Source organism: Megasphaera sp. SW808 (assembly GCF_012027795.1).
Classification (GTDB): Bacteria; Bacillota; Negativicutes; order Veillonellales; family Megasphaeraceae; genus Megasphaera; species Megasphaera stantonii.
In genome coordinates, this window is the sequence record NZ_SJOT01000010.1 from 1 (window position 1) to 18607 (window position 18607).

The window sequence follows — 18607 nt, forward strand, 5'->3', positions numbered from 1 at the left end:
GCACGCAGTTACCGCAGCTTCTTTTTTGTAAAGGATATGGAGATAGATATCTTTTGTCGTAAGGTTATATAACTATTGTTTTTTAACGGTCATCGTAATGACAGACGAAGCGAGGATTGCCACGACTAAGAACAAGAACGCCGTGTCGAAGGAACCGCCGCTGACATTAATGAGATAGCCCATGACGAAGGGGGAAATGAATCCAGCCGCCTGTCCGCCGAAGTTAACGGTAGCAGAGCAGCTGCCCATGATATTGGGTGGAATGCTGTCCATTACGATGCCCCAGAATGCGGCCATTGCCAGGAACATGAAGAACGAAGATGTGCACTGGTAAATAATAGCCATATCGACGGAAGATACGCTGTACATCAGGTAGAGGAATCCGCCAGCAATGACGGCGTTGGGAATGTACAGCCACTTTCTTTTTCCGGCCATTCTGTCGGACAGCCAGCCGCCGAGAAGGGTGCCGACAGCTCCACAGACGAAGGGGATGGCGCTGGCGACGCCGGTCTGCATGAGGGACATGCCTCTGACCTTCATCAAGTACGACGGCAGCCAGGATACGAAGCCCCAGAAGGTGATGTCGAAGAGAAACCAGATTAACACCATCTGCCACAAGAGGGGCTTTTTGAAAAATTCTTTGAACGTGAGGCCGCTTCCATCTGCTTGGACGGCTTCTTCGCCTTCCTGCAGTTCCGCCAGTTCTTCCGGCGTCATGCGGCCGTGCTCTGCCGGGTTATCTTTTGCGTATTTCCAGAAATAGAAGGCTACGGCCAGGCCGGGAATCGCCAGGAACATAAATACGTGCCGCCAGCCCAGCGCTGCGATAATGCCTGCCGCGACGATCGATGCTACCGCCGGGCCCAATGTGTTTACGGTGGATTGGATTGCCGTAGCCGTAGCTCTTTGCTTAGGCGGGAAATACGTGGCGATACATTTCCACGACGCGCCGGGGAAACTCCCTTCGCCGACGCCGAATAAGCAGCGGCATACGAGCATCATGGGATAGCTGATGACACGACCCGTCAGGAAGGTGAAGACGGACCACCAGGCGATGCCGATCGTCATCATTTTGCGGAAGCCGAACTTGTCGGCCAGCAAGCCGCCGGGAATCTGGAATAAGGCGTAGCCGGCGAAGAAGGCGCTCAGTACGGCACCTTCCATCGTCGGAGTCAGGCCCAGATCCTGTCCGATAAAGGGAAGAGAAATGCTCATGACCATACGGTCCAGGAAGGAAACCATCCAGCCGCACCAGATGGCGGCCAAAATCGAATATCTGGCTTTCCATTTCCAACCGCCTTGATTTTTTGTAATATCGCTCATAGAATTACCTCTTTCTCTCGTACGCAACTATTTCAGGCGAAGGACGCGGCCCGGTTTAACGTAAATCTGCTTGCCGTCGGCTAAGATGCATTCGCCGTTGACGAAGATGTGTTCCATGCCGGTAGCTAACTGCGCAGGGTCGACAAACGTGCCGTTGTCAATGATCGTATCGGGATTGAATACGACGATGTCTGCAAAGTTTCCAGGAGCCAGAGTGCCGCGGTCTTTCAGCTGGAATACGGAAGCCGGTCTTCCGGACATCTTATAAATTGCTTCTTCCAGCGTAAACTGCTGTTCTTCGCGGACGTATTTGCCGAGAACTCTGGGGAATGCGCCGTATACGCGAGGATGCGGTTTTCCGCCGAGCAGGCCATCGGTGCAGACGTTTTGCTCCGGCCGTTTCATGAGGCGGATAATGTGTTCTTCTTTTCCATAGAAGTCTACCATGCCGACGGCGTTTTCTTCGTCGTGAAGCAGGTCGAAGGTCGCTTCATAGGGATCCTTGCCGCGCATTTCCCCGATTTCTACTAAGCTCTTTCCGATGACGTCCTTATTTGCTTCTGTTTTTACGCTCGTGACGTAGATTTGGTCTAATCCGGCAAAGTCGATGAAGTTATCCCAGCCGGGAATGCCTTCTTCGATGTCTTTAATCATCTTTTTACGCAGTTCCGGATCTTCCAGGCGCTTGATCAGCTTGTCCGTGCCGCCGTCGTGAACCCAAGGCGGCAGGATAACGCCGAGCATCGTGCTGCCGGCGACGTAAGGATACTGGTCGAAGGAGACGCGGATACCTTCGCGTTTAGCCTGCTCCAGGAGTTCTACTACCTGCTCAAGGAGATCCCAGTTCTTGCGGCCGCATACTTTAAAGTGGGAGAAATGAACTTTTACGCCGGACTGACGGCCGATTTCGATGACTTCCTTCATGGAATCGATAATCGTGTCGGCTTCGCTGCGCTGATGGATGACGAATACTCCGTCGTATTCCGCAACGACCTTACAAAGCTCGACGACTTCCTTCGTCTGGCTGTATGCGCAGGGCATGTAAATCAAGCCTGTAGATAATCCGTATGCGCCGGCTTCCATTTCGCGGCGGAGAATATCGCACATTTTCTGCAGTTCTTCATCGTTTGGAATTACGTTGTCGAGACCGATTGCTTCCATGCGGACGTTGCCGTGAGGTACTAAATAGGCTTCGTTAATGGCGATGCCGGATGCTTCGATATTGCGGAGATACCCTTCCGTCGTCTTGAAATGCCAGTCAATATCGTCGCTGTCTCCGTCCAAGCCGGCTAAGTTTTTGCGCCACGGGCTGATGTATTTTTCCGGCAAGGGAGCTAGGGAAATGCCGTCCTGGCCGAGGAGTTCCGTCGTAATACCCTGAAATACTTTAGGAGCTAAGTAGGGATCGAGGAACAATTCCAAGTCGGAATGGCTGTGCGTATCGATAAAGCCGGGGGCGACGACTTTGCCCGTCGCGTCGATAACCGTGTCGAACTGCGTTTCATCCGATTCCTGCGTAATGGCGGCAATTCTGTCGTCTGCGATTTCAACGTTACCGACGAAGCGTTCTTTTCCCGTTCCATCGATGATGATGCCGTTCTTTAATAACGTCTTTGCCATGGTCAGCTCCTCCTTATTTCATGACTTCTTCCAAAATTCCATAGTAGCCCAGCGTAGCTTTGCAGAGTTGGTCTACTTCAATGTATTCGTCGATTGTATGAGCCAGGTTTTCGCGGGACGGTCCAAAACCAATCGTTTTGATACCAGCTTCGCCTGCGTAGTGGCTTCCGTTCGTGCAGAAGGAATACTGCGTAATTTCAGGAGACAGGCCCATTTTCTTCAAGCCGGTTAAAGACGCCTGAACGAAATCGTCCTGTTCATCGTAGAGCCAGCCCGGGAAGAAGCGTTCGCCTGTAATCGTATTGCCGGTGTAGCAAAGTTCTTCTCCTACGGCGTACGATACCTTGGCTTTGAAATCAGGATCTTTTTTGGACATTTCGTCGATGACGTCCTGAATCGGCTTCAATACGGATTCTTTTGTTTCGCCTACCAATAGACGGCGGTCGTACGTTACGCGGCAGTATTCCGGAACGACGGAAGCGCCGGGATAGGGAGACGATTTGATATCCGTCAATTCGAGGATGCCGTCGCCCAAGATGTCCTGATAGGGCGGTTTAATTTTCTGGATTTCCTGAATAAGCTGAGCCATTTTGTATACGGCGTTGATGCCGGCCTGCGGATTGGCGGAATGTGCCGGTTTGCCGAAGGTTTCTACGACGATTTCGCCGCGGCCGCGCTGACCGCGTTTCAGGTTGAGCTGGGAAGCTTCGCCGATGATGACGTAATCCGGATGAAGTCGTTTGCTGATAGCGCGGGCTGCGACGCCTTCGAAGCATTCTTCGTGAACGACGCCGGCGACGTAAATATCGCCTGCAAAATCTTTTTTATTGTCTTCGGCAAAATTTGCGACGGCGCAGGCCATAGCGGCGACGGCCCCTTTCATGTCGCTGGTGCCGCGGCCATAGATTTTGCCGTCTTCAATCGTACCGGCGAAGGGATCGTGCGTCCAGGCCGAAGCGTCTTCTACGGGAACTGTGTCAATGTGGCCGTCCAAGACGATGGTCTTGCCGGGGCGGCTGCCTTTCATGTGGCCCATTACGTTGCCGTATTCGTCTACGATGACTTCGTCGAAGCCTAAGGCGGTGAATTTTTCCTTTAAGCAGGCGACGACTTTATCTTCATGGCCGGAGTAGCTCTGGCAGCGAATTAAATCCTGGCAGCACTGAATTACTTGTTCTTGTCTTTTTTCTGTTAACATGGCGGTATTCTCCTTTTCGTTTCTGTAATTTATTTCTTGGCAAATTTTCCGTTCCAAACGATATCTCTGTACATGTCGGGGTCCGTATCGCCTTCGGTGCTGAAGATGAGGACCTGCGAATTTTCATCGAGCTTCAAGGCTTTGCGCATATCTTCCAGCTGCGGGTTAGTCATCAATTCTACGAATAAACCTGTCGGTACGGCTCCCGATTCTCCGGAAACGACTTTCGTATCGTTGCCGAGGGGGTTGCCGAGGATGCGCATGCCGTTTGCCGCTACCCAGTCGGGGCAGGATACGAACATGGTGCTGTTGTCTCTCAAAACGTCCCAGCCGATGGTATTGGCTTCGCCGCAGGCTAAGCCGGCCATAATTGTCGATAAATCGCCGCCAACGGCATGAGGATTGCCGTCCTTAGCGACAGCCGATTTGTACAAGCAGTCTGCTGCGCCGGCTTCTACGACGACCGTGCTCGGGTTGTCTTTGCAGACATTCGTGAAGAAGCCCTGTACGGCTCCGGCGAAAGAGCCGACGCCGGCCTGTACGAAGATATGCGTAGGTTCTGCAACGCCTGCCTGCTGAAGTTGTTCGAAGGCTTCCAGCGCCAGCGTGCCGTAGCCCTGCATGATCCACGTCGGGATTTCCGTGTAGCCTTCCCAAGCCGTATCCTGTACGACGATCCAGCCATTTTCCTGGGCTTTGGCAAAGGTATAGCGGACGGCGTCGTCATAATTGAGGTCGGTAATTTCGGCCTCTGCGCCGAGCTTCTGGATGTTCTTCAAGCGGATTTCCTGCGTGCCCTTCGGCATGTATACGACGGAATGCTGGCGAAGGCGTTCGGCCGTCCAAGCCAGGCCGCGGCCGTGATTGCCGTCCGTCGTCGTGGCGAAGGTGATTTCGCCCAGTTCCTGTTTCGTTTCATCCGATACCATCTTGTCATAGGGAAGTTCGGAAATATCCTTGTTTAATTTCTGGGCAATGTATTTGCCGATGGCGTAGGAGCTGCCCAAGACTTTAAAAGCGTTCAGGCCCATGCGGTACGATTCGTCTTTTACGTAGATACCTTTAACTCCAAACGTTTCCGCCATATTTTTAAGGGAAACCAGCGGCGTCGGCTCGTATTCTTTAAAGCTTTTGTGGAAATCTCTGGCTTTCTGGATTTCTTCCATGCTCAAAAAGTCGACGTGTTCGCGCGTTTCCTTTTTCATCGAGTTCAATTCGTATTTAATATCCATTCTGGTAGGTCACTCCTCTGTTTACTGATGTGCGATTACTTCAATTTCTACTAAAGCGTCTTTCGGAAGGCGGGCTACTTCGATGCACGATCTTGCCGGGCAATCCGTATTAAAATACGAAGCGTATACTTCGTTGACTTTGCCGAAGTCGTTCATATCTTTAATGAAGACCGTCGTTTTCAGGACCTTGTCCAGAGAACTGCCGGCGGCTTCCAAAATTGCTTTTACGTTTTCGATCGATTGCTTCGTCTGCGCTTCAATTCCTTCAGGAAATGCGCCCGTCGCCATGTCGATGGGCAGCTGACCGGATGTGAAAATTAACGATTCCCACTGTGTTCCCTGCGAATACGGTCCGATAGCGGACGGTGCTTTTTCTGTGTTGATAATTTGTTTGTTCATTCGGTATGTTCCTCCATTTAAAATCCATAGGTATTTCGTAGTTGCCAGTATATATGAAATTTACATGCCAAAAAATATTTTTTTTGAAAAAATTAAAAACGGCGTATTTACGCTATTTTTACAAAGAAAGAGAATGGAAAAACGAAAATAACTTATTATCATTCTGATAATGATATATCAAAATGATAATAAGTTATTACAGTAAGAATTATGCTGCGGCACATATTATTGTATTATTGCAGTTTTTAAAATTTTGTTATTTGATTTTATATTTTTCTAATTTCCTGTATAAAGTAGCGATGCCTATTCCTAGCTTTTTAGCGATTTCCTGCTTAGCTTCCATGCTTTCGCCGTAGGTTTTCAGCGCTTGGAGAATAGCGTTTTTCTCTAAATCCTTTAACGGAATAATGGCGTTCTCCCCTGCTTCAGACAAGAGTGCTGACGGCGTTCCTTTTGGACATTGGCACAGGCGGATATTTTCCGGCAGGCAGCCGACAGTGATGTGGTCTGATTCGGACATATTTATCATGAACTCGATAGTATTTTCCAGTTCACGGACGTTTCCTGGCCAGGAATATTCCAGCAACAGCTTCATGGCTTCTAAATCTATATCTACTTTGCTTCGATTGAAGAGGGCGCAATATTTTTTTAGGAGCATATGAATTAATTCGGGAACGTCTTCCTTGCGTTCGCGCAGCGGCGGGACCTGGAGGGGAATGACGTTCAGGCGGTAATATAAGTCGCGGCGGAATTTATTCTTTTGAATCAGGCTGGTTAGATCCCTGTTAGTAGCGGCGATGACGCGGACGTCGATATCGATCACCTGATTGGAGCCGATTCGGGATATTTTGCGATCCTGCAGGACGCGGAGGAGCTTTACCTGTAAATACAGGGGCATATCTCCTATTTCGTCCAAGAAAATGATTCCTTTGTTGGCGATTTCAAATTTACCGATTTTTCCCCGCGGGTCGGCGCCTGTGAAAGCGCCTTTGACGTAGCCGAAGAGTTCGCTTTCCAGCAGCGTATCGGGAATAGCCCCGCAGTTGATGGAGACGAAGGGCTTATTGCTGCGGTTTCCTTCGCTGTGGATAACGCGGGCCACGAGATCCTTGCCCGTGCCGCTCTCCCCTGTGATGAGTACGGTTGACGAAGAATCGGCGATTTTTTTGATTTGCTGCTTGAGCGTAAGCATTGCAGGCGTGCTGCCGATGATTTGGCTTGCCTGCTGTTTTGGCGTTACGTTGGTTAAATTATAAATCGTAGATTTGACGTTCTTTATGTCGTTGAACAAGAAGATAGCGTCATAATCGGCGGGCTTAGGATAAATGGGGATTTTTTCGCCAATGACGTACCAATGGTGTTTGCCCATCGTTATGCGATATTCTTTTTGGTCTAAAATCGTGTCTCCCGTTTCTTCTATGCGCAGGACGCTTCCTTTTAATTTATCTGTTTGCAGCTGTTTTTCGGCCGCCACATTTGTATCTTGGACGTATCCATCGTTTTGCAGGAGAAGTATGCCTTCCGATACATGGCTGATTACTTCTTTCAGCACGTCCATTGTCTGCATAGCTCGCGTTGTTTTCTGGTATTCAAACGCCTTGGCTCCGATAAACTCGGCAATAGACTTGGTAAACGCCTGATACAGGGTTAAGTCGTCGTCGATGCGCTTTTTGGCTTCAGCGCTGAAGCAAATCAGGCCGATGACTCCGATGATTTCGTCGGCCAGCGTAATGGGAATTGCCATTTCGGCCCACTCGTAGCAGGAGTTCTTTCGGGTGCACTGCTGGCACAGGGCGTTTTCCCTGGGATTGTCGATGTAGATAAATTTTCCAGTTCGCAGCACCTGGTCATATACGTGGCCTTCGCTGGCCATACTTTGGCTCAGGTTGTTGTTTTTTAATCCCGTTCCGGCGATGCGGTTTAAATTGGTGTCGACGATTTCAACGTCGAGTTTCGTTACCTGCTCTATCATATGGGCATACTTAATAACGGATTCTTGTATGCTTTGCAATATAGTGGTCATTCGCAAGCCCCCTTACTGGCTGTATGGATAATTGGAAAACGCCGTGCGTCCAGTTTGTTTTTGAGTATATACGAGCCGCTAGCTGCTTCGGCGACTAGGCTGGATAATATTTTTTTGTAAAATAAATGAAAACGAATACTGATGAACATATTATACCATATTGCGTGTTAAATATTTACATTATGGAAGACATTCTGTTTACAATAGTTTTTGGCAATAACTGCAGGCGTATCCATATAGAAACCTATGCATCATTTGTAGAAATATAAAAAAATAGACCATACCCTGTCCGCAGAATGCGATTCTGCAGAACAGCACATGGTCTATGTATTTTAAAGCCGCTGGGGAATACCCGGGCCGACAGGCCAGCCTGTGAGATACCAGAAGATGAACAAGGCGTACCACATGACCAGGAAAGCCATGGCGTAGGGCATCATGAGGGATAAATAGGTGCCGATGCCGCTGTCTTTTTTGTAACGGCGGATGATTTCCAAGAACAGGGGCAGGAACGGGTTGACTAAGGCGACGGTATTCAGCGCGCCGTCGCCGGCCCGGAAGGCAGCCTGGATGAAGGCCGGGTGATAGCCCAGGAGCATGAACATGGGGACGAAGACCGTCGACAGCAGGGCCCATACGGCGGAGCCGCTGGATGTAAAGAGGCCCAGGAGCTGGCCGAAGAGCATGAAGCAGATGAGGGCCGGCAGGCCGGTCATGCCTACGTCTTTCAGGAACAGGGCCCCCTTCATGGCGATCATCGTCGACATGTTGGTCCAGGCGAAGGCTGCGATAAACTGGGCGATGAAAAAGGCCATGACCAAAAAGCCCGACAGGCCTTTGACGGCGTTGGTCATACAATGTATCATGTCGTCGGCGTTTTTGATTTTACGGATCGACACGCCATAGGTCAGGCCGACGGTCAGGAGAAAGCCGCACAGCAGCGGGATGACACCGCGCAGCAGAGGCGACCCCAGGAGCGAATGGGTCTGGGAATTGCGGAGCAGGCCGTTGTCGGGAAAGGCCATGAGGAAGACGACGGCCAAATACAGGACGGCGGCGATGAGGGTGTGGCGCAGGGCCTTTTTTTCCTCCGGCGACACGTCGGGAATGGTCAGATTTTCCTGGGCGTGGGCCGGGTCATATACGCCCATGCGCGGTTCGACGAATTTTTCCGTAATGAAGGTCGTCACGGCCGTCAGGTAGAATACGGCGAAGGACATGAAATACCAGTTATCGATCGGCGTGACAGTCATCGTCGCGTCGATAGTACGGATGGCCTGGGTCGTAATACCCGACAAGAGGACGTCCGTCGTGACGATGAGGATGTTGGCCGTAAATCCCGAATAGATGGCGGCCAGGGAACAGGCGAAGCCGACTAAGGGATGGCGTCCCATGGAATAAAACAGCATGGCCGCTAAGGGCGGCATAATGACGATGGCCGCGTCAGAGGCGATATGGCTCATGAGGCTGATGAAGACGACGGCCAGGGTCACGTACTTCCGCGGGATATTGTGCATGGAGTGATGGATGAGCGTCTGGAGCAGCCCCGTTTCCGACGCCACGCCCAGGCCGAAGGTCAGGACGATGATCATGCCCAGGGGCGGGAAATTAATGTAGTTTTTGATGAGGTTCGTCAGGAGCCAGTCCAAGCCTTCAGCGCTGATGAGGCTGCGGATATGGATGATTTCATTGGTCTTGAGATTGACGGCCGTTACGCCGGCCAGCTGCAGGACGTAAGAGCAAAGGGCCAGCACCATGAAGAAAATCAAAAAAAGAATAGCTGGATTGGGAAGCTTGTTGCCTACCCGTTCCAACCATTTGAGAAAAGAGCCGCGCGTGTCGTCGCTTACGGCGACGGCGGCAGCGGTGTGTTTCATACGGATCCCCTCCTATGTAATTATGCTGTAAAGGTATACGTTATCATTCCCCTATTGATATAAAGTAATACTTTACTATAGTAGCGTATTACTTTACACGCAGCCTGTCAAGAAAAAGTATTTAATCTATCCATAGGAAATTCGTATGGTTTTAATGTAATGGGGATATAATCGAAAAAATCCCCTGCTTTACCGGCAGGGGACGTCAAATTGTTATTTCCAGATTTCTTTCATAATGTTCTTATACGATTCGTTCAGGTGCTCGATGACGGTCTGGAACAAGGCGTATACGAGGTCGCCGTTCAGCGATTCGTCGGCGCTGACGATGGAAATATCCAGGATCAGGGAGCCCTTGTTGTCAACGTAATACTTAAAGGCCTTGAAGGTCTGGTTGTACGTGTTGAGCAATTTTGCGAGGCCTTCGCTTCCTTCGGGGACTTTCGGGGCGACTAAGATGCGGATAATGCCGTAAATGCTGTCGTCGGCGATGACGATGGTCGGCAGGTTATTGCCGTCGATATTGAGCTGCGAGCGGAAGACGACGGTATGGAAGGGGTCGTCCTTGATTTCGTCGACTGTAAAGGCGGACAGATTTTTTTCTTTTAAATATGCCTGGAAGCTTTCGGCTTTTTTATTCATGACAATCACTCCTAATGTAGTAAAATCAGTAAGCTTATACGTTATTATATCATAAATTGCGCCTTCTGGCTTCCGTATTTGCGTCCACCCTGGCGGTTGTTCTGTGATATAAATCACAATGTATGATTCGTGCGCATAATTGACTGTTAATGATTGAAAAATACGCAATTATGATAGAAAATGATTGAAAAAGAAAGAATTTGATTGTATAATGCAGGTGTAAAGGAACTTAGCAGAAAGGATGAGGGTCATGCTGACCGAAGAAAGACAAGCTGAAATCATGCGGATCGTCAACGTGCACGGCGCCGTGTCGGTTCAGGAGCTGGTCAATTATCTGGATATTTCCGAATCGACGGTCCGGCGGGATTTGGCCGCCTTAGACGAAGAAGGGCTGCTGCGGCGCGTTCACGGCGGGGCGACGTCCTTGAAGGAAGGAGCCTATGACGCCGCCATGGAAGATTTGCAGGACAAATACTCCCTGCATATTGGAGAAAAACGGCGCATCGCCCAGTTTGCCGCCTCTCTGGTCCGTCCGGGCGACTTCGTGTATCTCGACGGCGGCTCGACGGTCGAGCAGATGGCCGATTTTCTCGTCGGCTCCGAGGCGTCCTTTGTGACCAGCGGCCTGCCGACGGCTCAGAAGCTGGCCCGCAGCGGCGTAAAGGTGTACGTCCTGCCCGGCCTGGTCAAGGGAAAGACCGAATCGGTCATCGGCAGCGAAATGCGGGACATGCTGAGCCGCTACCACTTTACGAAGGGATTTTTCGGCACGAACGGCCTGACGCCTCAGGAGGGCTGCACGACGCCCGACGTGGAGGAAGCGGCCTGCAAGGGCGCAGCCGTGCGGCAGTGCCGGCAAGCCTACGTATTGGCCGACGTCAGCAAGTTCGGCCAGTCGGCGCACATTACCTTTGCAGACCTGGCCCAGGTCACGGTCGTCACGGCCAAGGGCGAAGAAGACATGGACTATAGTTCTTACGAATCTTTGACGGAGGTGCATATCCTTTGATTTATACGGTTACGTTCAATCCCTCGCTGGATTATGTAGTGCAGATGAAGGAATTTAAGGCCGGCGACATCAACCGGGCCGAAGCGGAAACGATTTATCCCGGCGGAAAGGGCGTCAACGTGGCGCTGGTACTGGGAAATCTTCACATTCCGGCGAAAATGCTCGGCTTCATCGCCGGCTTTACGGGACGGGAAATAGAACGGCTGGCTTTGGAATGCGGCAGCGACTGCGATTTCATCGTGCTGGACGAAGGCTATTCGCGCATCAACCTGAAGATCAGCGCAGCTGACGAAACGGCGGTCAACGGCATGGGGCCGGTTATCCCCGACGACAAACTGCAGGCCCTGATGGCCCAGATCGACGGGATGGCCGACGGTGATACCCTCGTATTGGCCGGCAGCATCCCGGCCGCCCTTCCCGACGACATATACGAACGGATCCTGCGCCGCCTCGAAGGCCGCTCCGTACGGGTCGTCGTCGACGCGACGGGCGATTTGCTGAAAAACGTCATGAAATATAAGCCCTTTTTAGTCAAGCCGAATAACTTCGAGCTGGGCGAATTGTTCGATACCGTCCTCAAGACGGACGAAGAAATCGCCGAATGCGCAAGAAAGCTTCAGGATATGGGCGCGCGAAACGTCCTCGTATCCCTCGGCGGCGACGGCGCCCTGCTCCTCGGCGAAGACGGCCGGGTATACCGCATGCAGTCGCCTAAGGGCAAGCTGGTCAATTCCGTCGGCGCCGGCGACAGCATGGTAGCCGGGTTCTTAGCCGGCTTCGAATCGTCGGGCGGCGACCTGCAGGAGGCCCTCAAGATGGGCATCAGCGCCGGCAGCGCTTCGGCCTTCCACGATTGGCTGGCGACGGAAGACGATATTAAAGAAGTATACGGCCAGCTGCCGTAACGCAGGTTTGTAGGTAAAAGGAGATTGTAAATTCATGCGGATTGTAGATTTATTGAAAAAAGAAAGTATCGACTTACAAGCCGTCGTCGCCGACAAGGGCGCGGCGATCGACCATCTCGTATCCCTGATGGATAAAGGCGGCAACGTGACGGATCTGGAAGGATACCGCAAGGCCGTGCTGGCCCGCGAAGCCGAAGGCAGCACGGGCATCGGCGAAGGCATCGCCATCCCCCACGCCAAGACGGACGCCGTGTCGGCTCCGGGGCTGGCGTCGATGATCGTCCGTTCGGGCGTAGAATATGAAAGCCTGGACGACGAACCGGCCTTCCTGTTCTTCCTCATCGCCGCCCCGGCCGGCGGAGCCAACGTCCACCTGGAAGTGCTGAGCCGCCTGAGCCGTATGCTCATGGACGACGAATTCCGGGAAAAATTGATGAACGCCAAGACGGCCGACGAATACCTGGCCGTCATCGACGAGACGGAAACGGCCCAGCTGGCGGCGGAAGCGGAAGAAGAAGCTGCCGAAGCAGAAACGGCTCCGGCTGACGAACCGGCCTCCCCCGCTCCGTCGGACCGGCCCTTCGTCATCGGCGTCACGGCTTGCCCGACGGGCATCGCCCACACCTACATGGCGGCGGAAGCTCTGGAAAGCAAGGGAGCCGCTATGGGCGTCGACATTAAAATCGAAACAAACGGCTCCGGCGGCGTCAAAAACCATCTGACTGCCGAGGATATCGAGCGGGCCGTCGGCGTCATCGTCGCCTGCGACAAGGACGTGCCGACGCAGCGCTTTGCCGGCAAGCCCGTCGTCTTTACGAAGGTCGCCAACGGCATCAAGATTCCGGAAGAACTGATCCAGACTGTCCTCGACGGCAAGGCCCCTATTTTCCACGGCGAAAGCTCGTCGTCCGAGGCCGTATCGCTGGATGCGGCGGAAAAGGAAAGCGCCGGCCGTCAAATCTATAAGCACCTCATGAACGGCGTATCCCACATGCTGCCCTTCGTCATCGGCGGCGGCATCCTCATCGCCCTGGCCTTCCTCTTCGACATGGAACACGCCGGCACGGCCCAGTTCGGCACGGGTACACCTCTGGCGGCTTTCCTGAAAAACATCGGCGGCCTGGCCTTCAGCATGATGATGCCTATCCTGGCCGGCTACATCGCCATGAGCATCGGCGAACGGCCTGCACTCATGCCGGGCATCGTCGGCGGCTTTTTGGCTACGACAGGCGGCTCGGGCTTTTTCGGGGCCCTCTTTGCCGGGTTCATCGCCGGGTACCTCATCATCCTGCTCAAGAAGGTATTCGCCAACCTGCCCCAGGCCCTGGACGGCACGAAGCCCATCCTGATTTATCCCGTCTTGGGACTCGTCCTCATCGGGGTCATCATGACCTATATCATCAACCCGCCGACGGCCCTGTTCAACACGTGGCTCTTTGACGTCCTGAACAGCATGACTACGACGAGCCGCATCGTCCTCGGCTTTATCCTGGGCGGCATGATGTCCATCGACTTCGGCGGCCCCATCAATAAAGCGGCCTACGTCTTCGGCACGGCCTCCCTCATGAGCGCCTCCGGCGAAGCGATTTCTTCGGGTATCATGGCTTCGGTCATGATCGGCGGCATGGTGCCTCCCATTGCCATTGCCCTGGCTATGCTGCTGTTCAAGCAGAAATTCACGGCGAAGGAACGGCAGTCTACGGTGACGAACTTCATCATGGGATTGTCTTTCATTACGGAAGGGGCTATCCCCTTTGCCGCATCCGACCCGGTGCACATCATTCCGCCCTGCGCCGTCGGCGCGGCCGTCGCCGGGGCCCTGTCCATGCTCTTTCACTGCGCCGTTCCGGCTCCTCACGGCGGCATCTTCGTCTTCGGCGTCGTGACCAATCCGCTCATGTACGTCGCGGCTCTGGCGGCAGGCGTCGTCGTCGCGGCCGTGCTGATGGGAATTGTTCGTAAAAAACAGTCGGCTGATTAATTGCATTCGGCTGTAAAATCAGATACACTTATAGTATGTAATATATTTTCACATAATATATTGGGCGCACGCGCCTGCGAAGGAGGAACTACACATGAAAGAATTTACGTTTACTGTCACCGATCCTATGGGTATCCACGCTCGTCCGGCCGGACTGCTGGTCAAGGAAGCCAAAAAGTATGAATCGGCTATTACGATGCTCAAGGGCTCCCGCAAGGGCGATTTGAAAAAGATTTTTACCATTATGGCTCTCGGCGTTAAACAGGGCGAAACCGTTACGGTCCAGGTAGAAGGCGCCGACGAAGAAGCAGCCGCCGCGATGGTTGAAACTTTCCTCAAGGAAAACTTCTAATATCTACGACATAAGGGGGATGTATCCATGCTGACGTTAAAAGGGAAAAGCGTCTTTCCCGGCATTACGATCGGGCCGCTGGCGCTGTTCCACCGCAACACGATTTCGACGGCCCAGCGTCCGATTCAGGATGCCGAAGCCGAAGTAGCCCGCTTTCAGGATGCTCGCAAGGTAGCCATTGAACAGCTGAAGGACTTATATGAAAAAGCCCTGGAAAAAGTAGGCGAAGAACAGGCCGCCGTGTTTGAAGTACACCAGATGATGCTGGACGACGACGATTATATCGACTCTATCGAAGGGCAGATCCGCGATGAAATGCTCAACGCCGAAGCGGCCGTCGACCGGACGGCCCAGCAGTTTGCCGAAATGTTCCGCTCTATGGACGACGCCTACATGCAGGCCCGCGCCGCCGACGTCCTCGACATATCGCGCCGCGTGGAACAGCAGCTGTGCGGCGGACCGGGCGTCGATTTCAGCAAATACGACCACGTCATCATCGCCGCCGACGACCTGGCTCCCAGCGAAACGCTGCAGCTCGACACGGACAAGATCCTGGGCTTCGTGACGTCGGCAGGCAGCACGAATTCCCACACGGCGATTTTGGCCCGTACCCTGGGCATCGCCGCCGTCGTCAGCACGGATACGCCCCTGCATACGGATGTAGACGGCATGATGGCCATTATAGATGGCCTGACCGGCACGGTATACATCAATCCCGATGAAGAAACGCTGCAGTCTATGGAAGCAAAGCAGCGCGAAGAAGCGGACCGGAAGCGCCGTCTGGAAGAAGTGCGGGGCGCGGCGTCGGAAACGAAAGACGGCCGTTCCGTCAAGATATTCGCCAACATCGGAAATCCCGGCAATATTCCCCAGGTCCTCGACAACGACGCCGAAGGCATCGGCTTGTTCCGCAGCGAATTCCTCTATCTGGAAAACAGCGACTATCCGACGGAAGACCAGCAGTTCGAAGCCTATAAGAAGACGGCCGAAGCGCTGGGCGGCAAGACCGTCGTCATCCGCACCCTCGATATCGGCGCGGACAAGCAGGTCGACTACTTCCAGCTGGACAAGGAAGAAAACCCGGCTATGGGCATGCGGGCCATCCGCATCTGCCTGACCCGTCCGGAACTGTTCAAGACGCAGCTGCGGGCCTTGCTGCGGGCTTCGGCCTTCGGCAAAATCGCCGTCATGTTCCCCATGATTATCTCTGCAGACGAAGTGAAGCGGTGCAAGGCTATCCTGGCTGATGTCCGGGCCGAGCTGGACGCCGAAGGCGTCGCCTATGACAAGGATATGGAAGTAGGCATCATGGTAGAAACGCCGGCGGCGGCTATCATGAGCGACGAGCTGGCGAAGGAAGTAGACTTCTTCAGCATCGGCTCCAACGACCTGACGCAGTATACACTGGCGATCGACCGCCAGCAGACGAAGCTGGACGCCTTCTTCGACGCCCACCATCCGGCGGTGCTCCGCCTCATTCAGCAGACCGTCGAAAACGGCCATAAGGCCGGCATCTGGGTCGGTATCTGCGGTGAGCTCGGCGCGGATCTGACGCTGACCGAAACGTTCCTGCGCATGGGCGTCGACGAATTATCCGTCAGCCCTCCCCTGGTGCTTCCCCTGCGGGAAAAGGTACGCTCTCTCGATTTGAGCAAATAATTTGCAGACCATAAAAAAGTAATTCCCAAGCATGTGATTTGGGAATTACTTTTTTTATGCTATCTATTGCATTTTTACTAATAAATGTTGTATAATTTTGCTTAATTAATTCATATGTATTTGAGATTACTAAGGGGATGAACGATATGAAATTTACGAAATACGTTGTGACAGCCTTGGCCGGCATGCTGGCCGCGTCGATGATCGCCGGCTGCGGCGGCCAGGACAAGGCCGCTGCTGAAAAGAAGGAGCCGCTCCGCGTCGCTACCAACGCTACCTTTGTGCCTTTCGAGTTTAAGGACGAAGCGAATCCGGAAGATTACAAGGGCTTTGAAATGGATTTGATTAAGGCCGTCGGCAAGGAAATGGGCCGGGAAGTCCAAATCAATAACCTTCCCTTCTCCGGCATCATTCCGGTCATCCAGCAGGGCGATATGGATATTGCCGCCGCCGGTATGACGATGACCCAGGAACGGGCTAAGAACGTCCTCTTCGCCGCTCCCTTCTACGAATCGAAGCTGGTTATCCTCGCTCCCAACGGCAGCGGCATCACGTCTATCGACGACTTGCAGGGCAAGACCGTAGCCGTGCAGATGGGCACGACCGGCGCAGGCTATGCCGAACAGAAGGGCTTGAACATCAAGCAGTTTGACCACAACTCCGAGCTCATCATGGATTTGCAGGTCGGCGGCGCCCAGGCCGGCATCCTGGATAAGCCCGTAGCCGATTACTTCCTCGCTCAGGACGGCAAGGGCAAGTACGAAATCATCGACATTCCCGATACAAAATCGGAATACTTAGCCTTCGCCCTCAATAAGAACAACACGGAGCTGCAGAAGGAAGTCAACGCGGCCCTGGCGAAGCTGAAGGAAACGGGCGAATTCCAGAAATTGTATAAACAGTGGTTCAATACGGACGCTCCCGATCTGCCGGCTACGGCTGAAGAAGCGTTAAAATAATATTGTCTGTGCCAACGGGCTGACTCGCATATATTACGGCGAGGCGGCCCGTTTTTTGTGCCATAAGAAGTACGGGACGTAGCATGCCAGCATGACGATCCACTGCAGCCCTTCGGCGTGGGCGATGGCCATGTTGCCGAGATACGGAGCCAGGGCGTAGGACAAGGCGATGCGGGCCAGCAGGGACGCGACGCCGACGATGCTGGAATACAGGACCAGGCCCATCCCCTCTACGGCGCCGCGGAGGGCCGAGGCGATGCCGAAGCACAGGTAATAGACGGCGATTTGCCGGAAGAATTCGCTGCCGATGAACGACGCTTCGTCTCCGACGCCGAACATGGCTACCAGTTTGCCGCCGAAGGCCGCCATGACGACCATGAGCAGGAAGGAAATGACTGCGTTCAGGGCGACGCCGTACCGGCAGAACGATTGAGCCTTGGTTAAATTGCCGGCCCCCTTGCTCTGGGCGACCATCGTCGAGACGGCCGAGCCGAGGTTGATGATGGGAAGAAGCATGATGAGGTCGATGCGGTAAGCCGTCGTAACGGCGGCCACGGTGGCGGAGCCGAAGCCGTTCATGAACTGCTGGAGGGCCATATTTCCCAGGGCCATGACGCTGCTCTGGACGGCTGGCGGCAGGGCGAACCGCCATCCCTGGGCGACGATATGGGGCTGGACGAGTTTTTCTTTCAGGGACAGGTGCAGCAGGGGCCGCTTCGTTTCTGCGTACCAGACGATGAAGACAGCCATGGCGATCTGCGATATACTCGTAGCCCAGGCCGCCCCGCCTACGCCCCAGCGGCAGACGGCGACGAAGACGATGTCGAGGACGACGTTGACGACAGACGACAGGACGATGGCGAAAAAGGGCGTCCGGCTGTCGCCGATGGCCCGCAGCAGAGCAGAGTAGAGATTATAGACAGCCAGAAAGGGCATGCCGAGCAGGATGACGCGCAGGTACTGGCCCGTAAACTCGGCGATGTCCGCCGGCGTGCGGAGGGCGTCGAGAAGGGCTTTCTCCCAGATACAGCCGGCGGCGGCACAGAGGGCGCAGGCCGGGACGAGGAGGACGAGAAAGGCCGACAAGATGCGGGGCAGCGTCTCGTATTCTTTTTTGCCGTATTTCTGGGCGGCTAAGATGGACAGGCCCAGGGTAAAGCCCGTCATGGACATAGTAAACAAATTGCTGACGGCCGTCGTCATGCCGACGGCGGCCAGGGCCTCTTCGCCGACGACGTGGCCGACGATATAGGCATCGGCCCAGCTGTACAGCTGCTGCAGCATCCCGCTCAGGATCAAGGGCAGGCTGAAGACGAGCAGGACGGCGGCAGGATGGTCTTTGGAATACAGGGTCATGGCTTGGACTCCCCTCTCCTCTGATATAGAAAAACAGCCAGACTTTTCAGCCTGACTGTCGGTAGGTGCTCACCCGTA

The 18607-nt window shown here is 53.6% G+C and carries 15 protein-coding genes; 6 read left to right on the top strand and 9 right to left on the bottom strand.

All coding sequences use genetic code 11. From position 1 onward, the window contains the following. Positions 1-72: 72 nt before the first annotated feature. The 8 genes from E0L13_RS05340 to E0L13_RS05375 all read right to left on the bottom strand — a co-directional run bounded on the left by E0L13_RS05340 (position 73) and on the right by E0L13_RS05375 (position 10308). Positions 73-1323 (bottom strand): MFS transporter, encoded by a 1251-nt coding sequence (locus E0L13_RS05340; protein ID WP_168060823.1) that lies wholly within the window; start codon positions 1321-1323, stop codon positions 73-75. 27 nt (positions 1324-1350) lie between these two features. Beyond that, positions 1351-2943 (bottom strand): D-aminoacylase, encoded by a 1593-nt coding sequence (locus tag E0L13_RS05345; RefSeq protein ID WP_168060825.1) that lies wholly within the window; start codon positions 2941-2943, stop codon positions 1351-1353. 13 nt (positions 2944-2956) lie between these two features. After that, positions 2957-4141, bottom strand: coding sequence for a YgeY family selenium metabolism-linked hydrolase (locus E0L13_RS05350; RefSeq protein WP_168060828.1), 1185 nt, complete (start codon positions 4139-4141; stop codon positions 2957-2959). Between the two features lie 29 nt (positions 4142-4170). Continuing rightward, complete coding sequence (dpaL, locus tag E0L13_RS05355) at positions 4171-5373, bottom strand: diaminopropionate ammonia-lyase (RefSeq protein WP_168060830.1); 1203 nt, start codon at positions 5371-5373, stop codon at positions 4171-4173. A 21-nt stretch (positions 5374-5394) separates the two neighbouring features. Next, positions 5395-5772, bottom strand: coding sequence for a RidA family protein (locus tag E0L13_RS05360; RefSeq protein ID WP_168060832.1), 378 nt, complete (start codon positions 5770-5772; stop codon positions 5395-5397). 256 nt (positions 5773-6028) lie between these two features. Then, a complete protein-coding gene (locus E0L13_RS05365; protein WP_168060835.1) occupies positions 6029-7795 on the bottom strand; it encodes a sigma 54-interacting transcriptional regulator in 1767 nt (588 codons plus the stop codon). A gap of 332 nt (positions 7796-8127) precedes the next feature. Further along, positions 8128-9669, bottom strand: a complete 1542-nt coding sequence (locus E0L13_RS05370) for an AbgT family transporter (protein ID WP_107196297.1) — start codon at positions 9667-9669, stop codon at positions 8128-8130. A 213-nt stretch (positions 9670-9882) separates the two neighbouring features. After that, positions 9883-10308, bottom strand: coding sequence for a YbjN domain-containing protein (locus tag E0L13_RS05375; protein ID WP_154877066.1), 426 nt, complete (start codon positions 10306-10308; stop codon positions 9883-9885). Between the two features lie 250 nt (positions 10309-10558). Here E0L13_RS05375 and E0L13_RS05380 point away from each other — a divergent pair, with 250 nt between their 5' ends. The 6 genes from E0L13_RS05380 to E0L13_RS05405 all read left to right on the top strand — a co-directional run bounded on the left by E0L13_RS05380 (position 10559) and on the right by E0L13_RS05405 (position 17173). Then, positions 10559-11317, top strand: coding sequence for a DeoR/GlpR family DNA-binding transcription regulator (locus E0L13_RS05380; RefSeq protein WP_087477750.1), 759 nt, complete (start codon positions 10559-10561; stop codon positions 11315-11317). Then, the gene (gene pfkB / locus E0L13_RS05385) at positions 11314-12222 is read left to right on the top strand and encodes a 1-phosphofructokinase (protein ID WP_087477749.1); all 909 of its coding nucleotides are present in this window, start codon (positions 11314-11316) and stop codon (positions 12220-12222) included. The genes E0L13_RS05380 and pfkB overlap by 4 nt, the downstream gene beginning before the upstream one ends. Positions 12223-12256: 34 nt before the next feature. After that, complete coding sequence (locus E0L13_RS05390; protein ID WP_168060837.1) at positions 12257-14203, top strand: fructose-specific PTS transporter subunit EIIC; 1947 nt, start codon at positions 12257-12259, stop codon at positions 14201-14203. Between the two features lie 94 nt (positions 14204-14297). Beyond that, entirely contained in the window at positions 14298-14555 is a 258-nt protein-coding gene (locus E0L13_RS05395; protein WP_087477747.1) for an HPr family phosphocarrier protein, read from the top strand. Positions 14556-14582: 27 nt separating this feature from the next. Beyond that, entirely contained in the window at positions 14583-16214 is a 1632-nt protein-coding gene (ptsP, locus tag E0L13_RS05400) for a phosphoenolpyruvate--protein phosphotransferase (RefSeq protein ID WP_168060839.1), read from the top strand. 146 nt (positions 16215-16360) lie between these two features. Beyond that, positions 16361-17173 (top strand): basic amino acid ABC transporter substrate-binding protein, encoded by an 813-nt coding sequence (locus tag E0L13_RS05405; RefSeq protein ID WP_168060841.1) that lies wholly within the window; start codon positions 16361-16363, stop codon positions 17171-17173. Between the two features lie 33 nt (positions 17174-17206). Here E0L13_RS05405 and E0L13_RS05410 read toward each other — a convergent pair whose 3' ends face one another. Continuing rightward, positions 17207-18529 (bottom strand): MATE family efflux transporter, encoded by a 1323-nt coding sequence (locus E0L13_RS05410; RefSeq protein WP_168060843.1) that lies wholly within the window; start codon positions 18527-18529, stop codon positions 17207-17209. Between the last annotated feature and the right edge of the window lie 78 nt (positions 18530-18607).